Below are 12670 nucleotides of genomic sequence, written 5' to 3'. Positions count from 1 at the left end.
GGGGATCAGCGGCGCGCCAGGCTCACGTCGATCTCGTCGCGGCGCGCGAGGACGATCCGGTCGACGAGGTCGTCGGGCAGCGGCGTCGTCGGCTGGAACCGGATGGTGCCCTTCGACGGCGAGAACGCCGCCAGCTCGCCGGACAGGGCGTCGATGACGGCCGAGCTGAACGGGTAGAGCGCGAGGTGGGACCGCGTCGCCACGACGGCGACGAGCGGCCGACCGCGGTGGCGCAGCGCCGGCATGCCGTAGCTGCGGCCCTCCTGCGCGTCCGGCACCAGCCGGCGCGCCCGCTCGATCACCCGCGCCACCGCGGCGCGCTCGGCGCCGTCCAGGCTCCCGACGTAGTCCGTGACCTCGCCCATGCGCCGATCCTGACGCCCCGCCGGCGCTCGCGCGAGGTGTCAGCGCCCTAGCAGCGGCGCGACGAGCGCCGCGACGCGGCTCGACCGGCCGGTGCGGCGCTCCTCGCGGTCCGCGAGGGCCGTCGCCCGCGCCGTCGCGGCGATCTCCGCCCAGCGAACCGGCTCCGGCTCCCAGTGGGGGGACCGGTGCCCGACCCACGGCAGGCGCGCGAGGGGCGTGTCGGCACCCGTGACGAGGTCGGCCAGGGTGCGCCCGGCGAGGTTGGCCGCGGCGACCCCGTCGCCCACGTAGCCACCGGCCCAGCCGATCCCGGTGGCGGCGTCCAGCCCGACGGACGCGTGCCAGTCGCGTGGCACGCCGAGGGCACCGCCCCAGCGGTGGGTGATCGCGGCGCCCGCCACCGCCGGGAACAGCTCGACGAGCGTGCGGCGCAGCCGCTCGTGGCCGCGCGTGGCACGGTCGAACGACGGAGAGATCGACGAGCCGGCGTGGTACCGGGCGCCGCGGCCGCCGAGGACCAGCCGGTCGTCGGGCGTCCGTGCGCCGTAGATGGTGAGGTGGCGGCCGTCGGTGAAGGTCTCGGCCCGCTCCAGCCCCACCTGGGCCCAGACCTCGGCGGGCAGCGGCTCGGTGGCGATCATCAGCGAGTACACCGGTGCGATCTCGCGCCGGGAGCCGGGCAGCTGCGCCGTCCACGCCTCCGTCGCCCGGACGATCCAGCGCGACCGGGCCGTCCCCCGGTCGGTGACGACGGCGCGCGGGGAGAGGCGCAGCACCCGGGTGCGCTCCGCGATCCGCACCCCGCGGCCCTCGACGACGCGCGCGAGCCCGCGGGTGAGGGCGACCGGCTGGACACGGGCGCAGTCGGGCGTCCAGGACCCGCCGAGCACCCCCGAGGCCCGCACGTGCGCCGCGACGCCCTCGGCGTCGAGCGGGTGCTCCTCGTCGCCCCACTGCCCGGCGCCGGCCGCCTCGGCACGGACGCGCTCGAGCTGGGCGACGTTCCGCGCGAGGGTGACCGTCCCGCCGTACGCGAACCCGCACTCGATGCCCTCGGCGCGCGCGACGCCGCCCACCTCCACCACGGTGTCGCGCATCGCCGCGCGGAGCGCCAGGGCGGCGTCCCGGCCGTGGCGGCGTGCCAGCGCCTCGGGCGACTGGGGGAGCCGCGCCGAGCACCACCCGCCGTTGCGCCCGGACGCGCCGAACCCGGCGACCTCCTGCTCGACGACCAGCACGTCGAGCGAGGGGTCGGCCTCGTGCAGGTAGTAGGCGGTCCACAGGCCGGTCAGCCCGGCGCCGACGACGACGACGTCGGCGGTGGTGTCGCCGTCCAGGGGCGGCCGCTCGAGGAGCTCGTCGGGAGCCTGGGACGCGACCTGGTCCCACCAGAGGGACAGGTGGCGGGCGCCCGTCGCGTCCGCGCCGGAGGTCACACGCTGACCCGGTGCGACGACCGCTTGTGCGCGCCGAGGTAGACGAAGGTCTCGGTCTCGCGCACCCCGGGCAGGGTCCGGATGCTGCCGTTGAGCAGGCGCAGCAGGTGGTCGTCGTTCTCGCACGCCACCTCGACGAGCACGTCGAACGAGCCGGCGGTGACGACGACGTAGTCGACCTCGGGCAGGTCGGCGAGCGTCGCCGCGAGCGCGGCGAGGTCCCCGTCGGCGCGCAGCGCCACCATCGCCTGCCGCGTCAGCCCGACCTGGAGGGGGTCGGTGAGCGCGACGATCTGCACCAGGCCGCTGTCGGTCAGCCGCTGCACCCGCTGCCGGACGGCGGCCTCCGAGAGCCCGATGGCCTTGCCGATGGCGGCGTAGGACCGTCGCCCGTCCTGCTTGAGCTGGTCGATGATGGCTCGCGAGACCTCGTCCAGCTGGACGTGAGAGGGAGGTCCCGGACGGCGCGCCATGGCCAGCATCGTGCCGCATCCCGGGCGTCGCGAGCAAGCGAATCAGTTGCGTTTGGCGGCTGTCGCTTCCGTTTCCATGGCATTCATGGGCCGGCCCGCCCGGATCGCGTTGGCCGAGGCGCAGGTCCGGCACCGATCACGGGGGGAGCGGTGGGGCCCGGCCGGGTCACCGGCACGATCGAGAAGGATACGGGCCGCCGGCAGGGCGGTCCGCACGGCGTCGCCCGCCCGCACCGTGGGGGGTCAGGCGTCGCGCCCGACGAGCGAGCGGACCTCGTCGGGCACGCCCGCGGGCGGCCTGAGACTGGGCGCGGTCAGCGGCTCGCCCCACGTCGTCCGCAGGGGCACCACCCCTGCCCAGCCCTCGGCGGAGGGGTCGGCCGCGTCGTACGGCCACCCGTCGGCCACCTTGAGCGACCAGGTGTCGATCGGCAGCGCGAGCACGAGCGTGCGCGCGACGTCCCGTTCGGTGGCCGGGCGCAGCCGCGCGGCGCCGCCGGGCGTCAGCCGGTCGGCGAGCGCGGCGAGGGCGTCCGCCTTCTCGTCGTCGGGCAGCGGTGCGAAGGCGCCGAAGAGCGTGGCGCTGGCGTAGCGCATCGACACCGCCGGCGCCGACCGGCCGACGACGATCGCCGACACCTCGCTCACCGCGACGCACACCGGCGCACCGGCCGCCACCTGCGCGAGCCAGCGTGACCTCGGCGAGCCGTGCACGACGAGCCTGTCGCGCAGCCGCGCGTAGGCCGTCGGCAGCACCAGCGGCCCGTCCTGCGTCGACAGCGCGACGTGCGCGACGCGCCCGCGGTCGAGGAGGGCGTCCAGGGCGGCGCGGTCGTGGACCGCGCGCTCCGGGTGGCGGCTGGGCTCGAGGTCGGGCATGGCGCGGAGGCTACGCGGTGGCCGGCGTCTCAGCGCGCTCCCAGCGCGGTGACGGACAATGGGGTGTCGCGGTGCGGTGCCGCGCGCATCGGGAGGGGCGATGGCCTACCTCGTCGGGGTGCTGATCCTCGTCGTCGTGCTGCTGGCGTCGATCGGGCTGCACGAGCTGGGGCACATGGTGCCGGCCAAGAAGTTCGGCGTCCGCGTGGGCCAGTACATGATCGGGTTCGGGCCGACGGTGTGGTCGCGCACGCGCGGCGAGACCGAGTACGGGCTCAAGGCGATCCCGCTGGGCGGCTACGTGCGCCTGGCGGGCATGTACCCGCCGGCCCGTGCCGTTGGCGACCCGCCTGCCGACGGCGGCTGGGCGATCCGCCTGGCGGCCGACGCCCGGGAGGCGAGCGCCGAGGAGATCCCCGCCGGTGAGGAGGAGCGCGCCTTCTACCGGCTGAGCACGCCGAAGAAGCTCGTCGTCATGCTCGGCGGCCCGGTGATGAACCTGGTCATCGCGGCCGTGCTGCTCGCGATCGCCTACGTCGGGATCGGCATCCCCGCCCCGACGACCACGGTGGAGTCCGTCTCCGCCTGCGTGCCCGCGGCGGGCGCGACCGGCGGCCAGTGCACCGCCACGGACCCGAAGGGGCCGGGCGCGGCGGCCGGCGTCCAGCCGGGAGACCGGATCGTCTCCTTCGGCGGCACGGCGATCACGTCCTGGGACCAGCTGACGACGCTCATCCGCGCGGCCGGCGGCCGGACGGTGCCCATGCTCGTCGAGCGCGGCGGGCAGCAGGTGACGCTGCAGGTGACGCCGGCGATCACCCAGCGCCCGGTGCTCGACGCCAGCGGCAACCCGGTGACCAGGGCCGACGGCACGCCGCAGACGACGCAGGCCGGGTTCCTCGGGGTGACCTCCGCCGAGGCGACGCAGCGGGCCTCGATCACCTCCATCCCCGGGCTGGTCGGCGACCGCACGTGGGCGACGATGAAGGTGGTCGCGACGCTGCCGGTCCAGGCCTACCAGGTGCTCCACGAGACGATCACCGGCCAGCCGCGCGGCGCGTCGAGCATCGTCGGCATCGTCGGCGTCGGCCGGTTCTCCGGCGACATCGCCACGGCGCCGGTCGGCTGGGGCCTCAAGGCCGCGGGCCTGCTCGAGATGCTCGCCGCGCTCAACCTGTCGCTCTTCGTCTTCAACCTCATCCCGCTGCCGCCGCTGGACGGCGGGCACGTGGCGGCGGCGCTGTGGGAGGGGCTGAAGCGCCAGGCGGCGCGCCTGCGCCGGCTGCCGAAGCCGCGCGTGGCCGACACCGCTCGGCTCGTCCCGCTGGCCTACACGGTGTTCGCGATCCTGGGCGCGCTCGGCGTCATGCTCATCTGGGCGGACATCGTCAACCCGGTCTCCATCGGCTGAATGGGATGATGGAGCCGTGCCAGCCATCAACCTAGGTATGCCCGCCACACCTGCGCCCGTGCTCGCGGTCCGCAAGCCGACCCGCAAGATCCGCGTCGGCAAGGTGGAGGTCGGCGGCGACGCCCCCATCAGCGTGCAGTCGATGACGACGACCCTCACCGCCGACATCAACGCCACGCTCCAGCAGATCGCCGAGCTGACGGCCGCGGGCTGCGACATCGTGCGCGTGGCCGTGCCGAGCCAGGACGACGCCGACGCGCTGCCCGCGATCGCCCGCAAGAGCCAGATCCCCGTCATCGCGGACATCCACTTCCAGCCGAAGTACGTGTTCGCCGCGATCGACGCCGGCTGCGCGGCCGTCCGCGTCAACCCGGGCAACATCCGCAAGTTCGACGACCAGGTCAGACAGATCGCCCAGGCGGCCAAGGACGCCGGCGTGTCCCTGCGGATCGGCGTCAACGCCGGCTCGCTCGACCCTCGCCTGCTCGAGAAGTACGGCTCGGCCACGCCGGAGGCGCTCGTCGAGTCGGCCGTCTGGGAGGCGTCGCTGTTCGAGGAGCACGACTTCCACGAGTTCAAGATCTCGGTGAAGCACCACGACCCGGTGGTCATGGTGCGGGCCTACGAGATGCTGTCCGAGCGGGGCGACTGGCCGCTGCACCTCGGCGTCACCGAGGCCGGTCCCGCGTTCCAGGGCACCATCAAGTCGGCGACCGCGTTCGGCGCGCTCCTCAGCCAGGGCATCGGCGACACGATCAGGGTGTCCCTGTCGGCGCCTCCCGTCGAGGAGGTCAAGGTCGGCATCCAGATCCTCCAGTCGCTCAACCTGCGACCGCGCAAGCTGGAGATCGTCTCGTGCCCCTCGTGCGGGCGCGCGCAGGTGGATGTGTACTCCCTGGCCGAGCGCGTCACCGCCGGCCTCGAGGGGCTGACGGTGCCGCTGCGCGTGGCCGTCATGGGATGCGTCGTCAACGGTCCCGGCGAGGCGCGCGAGGCCGACCTCGGCGTCGCCTCGGGCAACGGCAAGGGCCAGATCTTCGTCAAGGGCCAGGTCGTCAAGGTCGTGCCGGAGTCCCAGATCGTCGAGACGCTGATCGACGAGGCCATGCGGATCGCCGAGACGATGGACTCCGACGAGTCCGGGGCGCCGACCGTCACGGTCGGCTAGGCACGCCGGGAGGTTTCCCGTAGGCGCCCACACCGGGCTGAGGCACAATCGCCGCATGGACGTGCGGCGTGGCGCGGTGCTCGACGCCCGGCACACGGGCGCCCTCGTGCTCGGCGAGATGCACGTGGAGCGCGTCCTGCAGCTGTGCCGCGCCGACCCGGTCGGCACCGTGCTCGCGTCGGTCCGCCTCGAGCACGCCATCGCCTCGGGGCTGCGCGCCGCCGGCGGTGAGATCTGGGGCTACAGCGAGGACGGCGAGATCGTCGCCGCGTGCTGGGTCGGGGCGAACCTCGTGCCGATCATGCCGGGGCTGGACGCCGCGACGCGGCGTCGGGCGCTCGACGCGCTCGCCGACCTCGGCGCCACGCGCGGCCGCCGCTGCTCCTCGATCGTCGGCCCGCGCGAGGACGTGCTGGACCTCTGGGAGCGGCTGCGCGGCGCGTGGCCGCCGGCCCGCGATGTGCGGGACGACCAGCCGTCGATGGTCATCGACGGGCCGCCGCTCCTCGACCCCGACCCGTCGGTGCGCCGGTCGCGCCCCGACGAGCTCGGCGCGGTGCTCCCGGCGTGCGTGGCGATGTTCACCGAGGAGGTCGGCTACTCCCCGCTGGGCTCGGGCGGCTACTACGAGGCGCGCGTGCGCTCGCTCATCGGCCAGGGCCGCTCGTTCGTGCGCGTCGAGGACGGGCGCGTGGTGTTCAAGGCCGAGGTCGCCGCGGTGGCCCTCGGCGTCGGGCAGGTGCAGGGCGTGTGGGTGGCGCCCGAGCGGCGCGGGCAGCGCCTCTCCGAGGTCGGGATGGCCGCCGTCGTGCAGGTGGCGCGGGCCGAGATCGCCCCGGTCGTCTCGCTGTACGCCAACGCGTACAACACGCGGGCCCTGGCGTCCTACCGGGCGGTCGGCTTCCGCCAGGTCGGCACGTACGCCACCGTGCTCTTCTAGCCGCACGCCGGACGGCCGGGCCAGCGCCAGGACGGACGTTCGCCGATGCCCTCCCGGGACGGGCTGTCACGTCCGCGGCTCGGGACGTCAGGAGTGCGACGGCCAGCGGTCGGGTACCCAGTCGCCCTCGGGGTCCGTGGTCTGCCCCACCTCGATGAGGTGGCCGTCGGGATCGCGGACGTAGCAGCGGATCTCGTACTGGTGACGCTTCGGCGGTGTCAGGAACTGCGCGCCCCGCGCGCTCCACTCCGCGTAGACCTTCTCGATGTCCTTCACGCGGATGTTGAGGAAGCTGCTGACCCGGTCGGGATCGGCGGGCACCTGCAGGGTGACACCGGGCTTGTCGTCGGTCGGACCTCCGCCGACGTTGATGATGATCCAGGTGTTGGAGAGCCGGACGTAGGTCAGCCCGCCGGGGCCCAGGAAGGCCACCGTGCCGCCGAGCACCTCGGTGTAGAAGCGTCGAGAACGCTCGACGTCGTCGGAGACGATGAAGTGGGCCAGCAGGATGTCGTCGGGCGGCAGAGAGGTCTCGGCCATCTGTCACCTCCGTGGTGGAGAGCGGGGCCGGACGACGAAGAGGTCCTGCGGCGATGCTACGGCGAGCCCCGCGCGGGCGCTCCCCGGCCGGGCGAGCTCGGGACGCACGCCACGGCGCGCTTCTAGCCTCCCAGGGTGGCCAGGGCCGCCAGCGCGCCCGCGGTGGGGGCGATCGCGACCAGCCCGCGGTAGAGGTCGACCAGCGCGTCGCGGTCGAGCACGCCGGTCCGGGCCCGGTCGCAGTGGACCGACTGGATCGCCGCCTCGAGCTGGAACCTACCGAGCGGCGCCCCCAGGGCGTGGGCCCGCCGCAGCAGCGCCTCTCCCTCGGCGATGAGCGCCCGGTCCCACAGCCCGGTGTCCTGCTCGTCGAGCCCGGGCCACGGGTCGCCGGTGCGGGCCGGGGCGCGTGACTGGGCGAACGTCAGCAGCGCAGCCAGGCCCCACGCCTCGGGCTCGGTGCCCAGCAGGCTCGCGGTGAGCACGGCGAGCCACCGCGCCTCGTCGGCGACCGAGTCGCGGATCCGGTCGTGCTGGTCCAGCCAGTCGATGGCGTAGGCGCCGTAGACCGCCTCGAGCACGGCGGGCAGCCGGGACGGCATGTCGGCCCGCGTCGGCACCCGGAACGGGATGCCGGCGTCCCGGATCCGGCGCTTGGCCCGCACCAGGCGCTGCGCCATCGCCGCCGGCTCCACCGCGAACGCCCGGGCGATGCGCGCGGCGTCGAAGCCGAGCACCACCTGCAGCATGAGCGGCGTGCGCGCCGCGGGCTCGATCGCCGGGTGGGCGCACGCGAAGAGCAGCTCCAGGCGGCGGTCGGGGATGGCGTCGGGCTCCGGCTCCTCGAGGGCCACCCAGAGGTCGTCGGAGAGCTCGGCCGACGTCCGGACGGCCGCCGAGGTCAGCAGGTCGCGCAGCCGGTTGCGCGCCACGGTCATCAGCCAGCCCTCCGGGTTGTGGGGCACGCCGGCCGCCGGCCACGTGCGCAGGGCGCGCTCGAACGCGTCGGCTAGCGCGTCCTCGGCCCGGGCGAGGTCCCGGGTCGAGGACGCGAGCAGGGCCAGCAGGCGTCCGTACGACGAGCGCGCCGCGCGCTCGGCGGCGGCGAAGCCGTCGGTCATCGCACCGGCTGCGTGCCCTGCCAGGCGCCGTCGACGTACCGCGTGGCGGTGGGGCGGATCTCGACGTGGCCCCACGCCACGGACGGCGCCTGGGCGGCCCAGTCGATCGCGGCGTCGAGGTCCGGCACGTCGATGACGAAGGTGCCGCCGAGCCGTTCCTTGGTGTCGGCGAACGGCCCGTCCTGGACCACGAGCTCACCGTCGGCGCGGCTGACGGTCGTCGTCAGCTGCGAGGCCGCCAGCACCTCGGCGCTGGCCAGCACGCCGGCGTCGTCGAGCGCCCGGGCGTACGCCTGGAAGGCGCGCATGCCCTGCTCGAGCGCCTCGGGGCCGAGGTCGGCGGCCGTGGGCTCGGGGTAGTGGAGAAGCAGCGTGTAGCGCATGGTCGTGTCCTCTCGGGTGGTCGATCCTGACGCCCCCATGACGATCGGGGTGCCCCCGGATCGACACGGTCAGCGCAGCAACCGGGACATCCGCCGGTCCGCGAGCGGCTTGCCGCCGGTCTGGCAGGTGGGGCAGTACTGCAGCGCGGAGTCGGCAAAGCTCACCTCGTGGACGGTGTCGCCGCACGGCACGCCGTCCCAGCCGGGGCAGGGCTCGCCGGTGCGGCCGTGGACGCGCATCGAGCGGCGCTTGGAGTCCTTGAGCTCGGCGGCCGGCTTGCCCGCCGCGGCCTCGACGGCCTGGCCGAGCACCGCTCGGATCGTCCCGTGCAGCGCCGTGACCTCGTCGGGCCCGTAGCTGCCGGTCAGCCGGAACGGGCTCGTCCGCGCGACGAAGAGGATCTCGTCGGAGTAGGCGTTGCCGATGCCGGCGATGGTGCCCTGGTCGCGCAGCAGCCCCTTGACCTGCTGGTTCCGCTCCGCCAGCAGCGCGCCGAGCCGGTCGGCCGTGAACGCGTCGGAGAGCGGCTCGACGCCCAGCGTGGCGATCTGCGGGACGAGCGCGGGGTCGGTGACCACGTGGACCGCGAGGCGCTTGCGGGTCCCGGCCTCGGTGAGGTCGAAACCCGATCCGTCGTCGAGCCGCACGCGGAGCGCGATCGGGGACCTCCCCGGCCGGATTGTCGTCGCGGGCAGGGCGTCCGACCACCGCAGCCAGCCCGCCCGCGACAGGTGCCAGACGAGGTGGACCGCCTCGCCGTCGGGCCGCGCGCAGGTCAGGTCGAGCCACTTGCCGTGCCGCTGCGCGTCGGCGACGACCGCGCCGACGAGCGCCGAGAGCGGGGGATCGAACGTCTTCAGCGCCGCCAGGTCGCCCAGCTCGGCGCCCGTGATGACGTCGTCGACCGCCCGCCCGCGCAGGTACTGGGCGAGCGCCTCCACCTCCGGGAGCTCCGGCACGGGCCCATCGTCGCAGGCCCGCCCCTGAGACGCCCAGGGTTACGCCGGTGGCGCGAAGGCGCGGCCGAGGAACCCGTCGACCCGTCGCTCCCAGCCCTTCGGGTCGGTGGCGAGGCCGCCGGTGTGCCCGGCGCCCGGGACGGTCCACACCTCGACGCGATCCGGCGCGGCCGCCTTGAGCGCGGCCGCGGCCACCGCCTCGTCCGGCACCTGCGCGCCGGTGACGAGCAGCACCCGCGCCTGGGTCCGCACGACGGCCGACAGCAGCGACGGCGGCTTCGGCGCGTCGGAGAGCGCGCCCACCAGGACGTCCCGCCACGCGTCCATGCCACGCTGGACCGCGCCCAACGCGTGCCGGGGAAGCCAGAGGTCCTTGTCCGCGGCCGTGCGCCCCGTGACGCCCTCGGCGACCACCGCCGCCACCCGCGGGTCGGCCCCGGCGGCGCCGACAGCCTCCTCGCCCCCCATCGAGAGCCCGACGAGCCCGATCCGCCCCGGCGCGACCTCGGGCTGCGCCGCGAGCCAGTCGACCGCCGCCCGCAGGTCCGCCTCGCCCCACCAGCCGAGCTCCATCGGACGGCCCCCGGAGCGGCCGTGGCCGCGGGCGTCGAGCAGCAGCAGGGAGTAGCCGTGGCGTCGCAGCACCGCGGCCTGGTCGAGCACGGACGCCCGCGTCCCGGAGGCGCCGTGCGCCAGCACGAGCCCGGTGCCGTTGTCGCCCGGCAGGTACCAGCCGGCGAGCCTCGTGCCGCCGTCGGCGGGCACCGTGACCTCGCGCGCGCCCTCCGGTGCCGCGGCGCCGACCATGGCGCGGGCGGGCCACGCCGCGTAGACGCCGATGGCGGCCGGCAGCGCGAGCACCGCTCCCAGGACGAATCCGGCCAGGGCCGTCGGCCAGCGCACGAACCACCGGCGGCGGCGGGTGGCGCGGTGCCAGAGCAGCACGAGGGCGACGACGGCCAGGACCAGCAGCGCGGTGCCCGCCACGCCGAGCGCCCGGTCGCCATGCGCCCAGCGCGCCGGCCCGATCGCCGCCGCCGCTCCCACCACCGTGGCGAGCGCGGCCGCGGCGAGGAGGAGCAGCCCCGCTCGCAGCCACCGCCTGGCCAGTCCCATCGCGCCCCCCGGTCGTCGGGCTGGCTGCGAGCGTAGGGTCGCCGACCGCTCCGCGACAGGGACCTCGGGCGGAGCCCCGTGCACGCGGCACTAGCCTTGCCCCCATGCTCCTGCGCCTGTCGACCCTGTTCGTCCGCACCCTGCGCGAGGATCCCGCCGACGCGGAGGTGGCCAGCCACAGGCTGCTCGTCCGCGCCGGCTACATCCGCCGTGCCGCCCCCGGCATCTACACCTGGCTGCCGCTGGGCCTGCGCGTGCTGGGCAAGGTGGAGCAGGTGGTGCGCGAGGAGATGACGGCCGCCGGGGCGCAGGAGGTGCTGTTCCCCGCGCTGCTGCCGAAGGAGCCCTACGAGGCGACGGGCCGCTGGACCGACTACGGGCCCAACATCTTCCGCCTGCAGGACCGGCGCGAGAACGACTACCTCCTCGCCCCGACCCACGAGGAGATGTTCACGCTGCTGGTCAAGGACCTGTACTCGTCGTACAAGGACCTGCCGCTCACGCTGTTCCAGATCCAGACGAAGTACCGCGACGAGGCCCGTCCGCGCGCTGGCCTGATCCGGGGCCGCGAGTTCGTCATGAAGGACGCCTACTCCTTCGACCTGGACGACGACGGGCTGGCCGCCTCCTACGAGGCGCAGCGCGACGCCTACCGGCGGATCTTCGACCGGCTGGGCCTGGGGTACGTCATCGTCACGGCGATGTCCGGCGCGATGGGCGGCTCGCGCTCGGAGGAGTTCCTCACCCCGACGGCGATCGGCGAGGACACCTTCGTGCGGTCGCCCGGCGGGTACGCCGCGAACGTCGAGGCCGTGACGACGGTCGTGCCGCCGGCGCTGCCGTACGACGACGTCCCGGCGGCCCACGTCGAGCACACCCCGGACTCGCCGACCATCGAGTCGCTCGTGGCGAGGGCCAACGAGCTGTACCCGCGCGCGGACCGGGCCTGGACCGCGGGGGACACGCTGAAGAACGTGGTGTTCGTCCTCAAGCACCCCACCGGCGAGCGCGAGATGCTCGTCGTCGGCGTGCCCGGCGACCGCGAGGTCGACGTCAAGCGGCTCGAGGCGGCGGTCGCGCCGTCCGAGGTGGAGCAGGCCGGCGAGGCCGACTTCGCCGCCCAGCCGGAGCTCGTGCGCGGCTACATCGGGCCCGAGGTGCTGTCGCCGAACCGCGAGGGCGGCGTGCGCTACCTCCTCGACCCGCGCGTGGTGACCGGCACGCGCTGGATCACCGGCGCGAACAAGGCCGACCACCACGTGTTCGACCTGGTCGCGGGCCGGGACTTCGACGCCGACGGCACCGTCGAGGCGGCCGAGGTGCGCGCCGGCGACGAGGCGCCGGACGGCTCGGGGCCCCTGGAGCTGGCCCGCGGGATCGAGATCGGCCACATCTTCGCCCTCGGGCGCAAGTACGCCCAGGCGCTCGGCCTGACCGTGCTCGACCAGGACGGCAAGTCACGCGTCGTCACCATGGGCTCGTACGGCATCGGCGTGTCCCGGGTGCTCGCGGCGCTCGCCGAGGCCAACCACGACGACAAGGGCCTCGCGTGGCCGGCGCACGTCGCGCCGGCCCACGTCCACGTGGTGGCCACGGGCAAGGACCAGGCGGTGTTCGACGCCGCCGAGGCCCTGGCGCGCGAGCTGGACGGCCGTGGCGTCGAGGTGCTCTACGACGACCGTCCGAAGGTCTCGCCCGGCGTGAAGTTCGCCGACGCCGAGCTGCTCGGCGTGCCGCTCGTCGTGGTCGTCGGCCGTGGGCTGGCCGAGGGCGTCGTCGAGGTGCGTCCGCGCGCCGGCGGCGACGCGCAGCAGGTGCCGGTGGCGCAGGCCGCGGACGTGGTGGCCGGGCTGGTGCGCGCGGCGCTCGCCCGGTAG

Annotated in this window: 13 protein-coding genes; 4 read left to right on the top strand and 9 right to left on the bottom strand. The window is 75.1% G+C overall.

Annotated elements, in window-relative coordinates; genetic code table 11:
- Positions 1 to 5 precede the first annotated feature (5 nt).
- From BGO37_RS02805 to BGO37_RS02790, 4 genes are all read right to left on the bottom strand, one after another.
- Positions 6 to 365, bottom strand: coding sequence for a DUF1801 domain-containing protein (locus BGO37_RS02805; RefSeq protein ID WP_291752059.1), 360 nt, complete (start codon positions 363 to 365; stop codon positions 6 to 8).
- A 39-nt stretch (positions 366 to 404) separates the two neighbouring features.
- On the bottom strand, positions 405 to 1802 hold the full coding sequence (locus BGO37_RS02800) for an FAD-binding oxidoreductase (RefSeq protein ID WP_291752058.1): 1398 nt from the start codon (positions 1800 to 1802) through the stop codon (positions 405 to 407).
- Entirely contained in the window at positions 1799 to 2275 is a 477-nt protein-coding gene (locus tag BGO37_RS02795) for an Lrp/AsnC family transcriptional regulator (RefSeq protein ID WP_291752057.1), read from the bottom strand. The genes BGO37_RS02800 and BGO37_RS02795 overlap by 4 nt, the downstream gene beginning before the upstream one ends.
- Before the next feature lie 243 nt (positions 2276 to 2518).
- A complete protein-coding gene (locus BGO37_RS02790; protein WP_291752054.1) occupies positions 2519 to 3154 on the bottom strand; it encodes a pyridoxamine 5'-phosphate oxidase family protein in 636 nt (211 codons plus the stop codon).
- 100 nt (positions 3155 to 3254) lie between these two features.
- Between BGO37_RS02790 and BGO37_RS02785 the strand changes: the two genes are divergently transcribed.
- From BGO37_RS02785 to BGO37_RS02775, 3 genes are read left to right on the top strand one after another with little or no spacing between them, the layout of a single operon-like run.
- A complete protein-coding gene (locus BGO37_RS02785) occupies positions 3255 to 4565 on the top strand; it encodes an RIP metalloprotease (protein WP_291752052.1) in 1311 nt (436 codons plus the stop codon).
- 37 nt (positions 4566 to 4602) lie between these two features.
- Complete coding sequence (gene ispG, locus BGO37_RS02780) at positions 4603 to 5733, top strand: flavodoxin-dependent (E)-4-hydroxy-3-methylbut-2-enyl-diphosphate synthase (RefSeq protein WP_291752287.1); 1131 nt, start codon at positions 4603 to 4605, stop codon at positions 5731 to 5733.
- A gap of 55 nt (positions 5734 to 5788) precedes the next feature.
- Positions 5789 to 6673, top strand: coding sequence for a DUF4081 domain-containing GNAT family N-acetyltransferase (locus BGO37_RS02775; protein ID WP_291752050.1), 885 nt, complete (start codon positions 5789 to 5791; stop codon positions 6671 to 6673).
- Between the two features lie 87 nt (positions 6674 to 6760).
- Here the strand turns inward: BGO37_RS02775 and BGO37_RS02770 are convergent, their stop codons facing one another.
- From BGO37_RS02770 to BGO37_RS02750, 5 genes are all read right to left on the bottom strand, one after another.
- Positions 6761 to 7213, bottom strand: coding sequence for a VOC family protein (locus BGO37_RS02770; RefSeq protein ID WP_291752048.1), 453 nt, complete (start codon positions 7211 to 7213; stop codon positions 6761 to 6763).
- 122 nt (positions 7214 to 7335) lie between these two features.
- Positions 7336 to 8334, bottom strand: coding sequence for a DUF6596 domain-containing protein (locus tag BGO37_RS02765; RefSeq protein WP_291752044.1), 999 nt, complete (start codon positions 8332 to 8334; stop codon positions 7336 to 7338).
- Complete coding sequence (locus BGO37_RS02760; protein WP_291752042.1) at positions 8331 to 8717, bottom strand: YciI family protein; 387 nt, start codon at positions 8715 to 8717, stop codon at positions 8331 to 8333. Before BGO37_RS02760 ends, BGO37_RS02765 begins: the two co-directional genes overlap by 4 nt.
- 69 nt (positions 8718 to 8786) lie before the next feature.
- Complete coding sequence (locus BGO37_RS02755; protein ID WP_291752041.1) at positions 8787 to 9677, bottom strand: DNA-formamidopyrimidine glycosylase family protein; 891 nt, start codon at positions 9675 to 9677, stop codon at positions 8787 to 8789.
- Positions 9678 to 9716: 39 nt separating this feature from the next.
- Positions 9717 to 10793 (bottom strand): alpha/beta fold hydrolase, encoded by a 1077-nt coding sequence (locus BGO37_RS02750; protein WP_291752040.1) that lies wholly within the window; start codon positions 10791 to 10793, stop codon positions 9717 to 9719.
- Positions 10794 to 10897: 104 nt separating this feature from the next.
- Between BGO37_RS02750 and BGO37_RS02745 the strand changes: the two genes are divergently transcribed.
- Positions 10898 to 12670: a proline--tRNA ligase gene (locus BGO37_RS02745; protein WP_291752038.1), complete on the top strand. Its 1773-nt coding sequence runs from the start codon at positions 10898 to 10900 to the stop codon at positions 12668 to 12670.

It is taken from the genome of Cellulomonas sp. 73-92, assembly GCF_001898175.1.
Classification (GTDB): domain Bacteria; phylum Actinomycetota; class Actinomycetes; order Actinomycetales; family Cellulomonadaceae; genus Cellulomonas.
Note: the sequence above shows the minus strand (reverse complement) of the source record. Positions and strands in the feature narration are given on the sequence as shown.

Bases quoted from the DNA above. Each gene is read 5' to 3' on its own strand.
- BGO37_RS02805 (WP_291752059.1), bottom strand. From the start codon at position 365: ATGGGCGAGGTCACGGACTACGTCGGGAGCCTGGACGGCGCCGAGCGC.
- BGO37_RS02795 (WP_291752057.1), bottom strand. From the start codon at position 2,275: ATGGCGCGCCGTCCGGGACCTCCCTCTCACGTCCAGCTGGACGAGGTC.
- BGO37_RS02790 (WP_291752054.1), bottom strand. From the start codon at position 3,154: ATGCCCGACCTCGAGCCCAGCCGCCACCCGGAGCGCGCGGTCCACGAC.
- BGO37_RS02785 (WP_291752052.1), top strand. From the start codon at position 3,255: ATGGCCTACCTCGTCGGGGTGCTGATCCTCGTCGTCGTGCTGCTGGCG.
- ispG (WP_291752287.1), top strand. From the start codon at position 4,603: ATGCCCGCCACACCTGCGCCCGTGCTCGCGGTCCGCAAGCCGACCCGC.
- BGO37_RS02775 (WP_291752050.1), top strand. From the start codon at position 5,789: ATGGACGTGCGGCGTGGCGCGGTGCTCGACGCCCGGCACACGGGCGCC.
- BGO37_RS02770 (WP_291752048.1), bottom strand. From the start codon at position 7,213: ATGGCCGAGACCTCTCTGCCGCCCGACGACATCCTGCTGGCCCACTTC.
- BGO37_RS02765 (WP_291752044.1), bottom strand. From the start codon at position 8,334: ATGACCGACGGCTTCGCCGCCGCCGAGCGCGCGGCGCGCTCGTCGTAC.
- BGO37_RS02760 (WP_291752042.1), bottom strand. From the start codon at position 8,717: ATGCGCTACACGCTGCTTCTCCACTACCCCGAGCCCACGGCCGCCGAC.
- BGO37_RS02750 (WP_291752040.1), bottom strand. From the start codon at position 10,793: ATGGGACTGGCCAGGCGGTGGCTGCGAGCGGGGCTGCTCCTCCTCGCC.
- BGO37_RS02745 (WP_291752038.1), top strand. From the start codon at position 10,898: ATGCTCCTGCGCCTGTCGACCCTGTTCGTCCGCACCCTGCGCGAGGAT.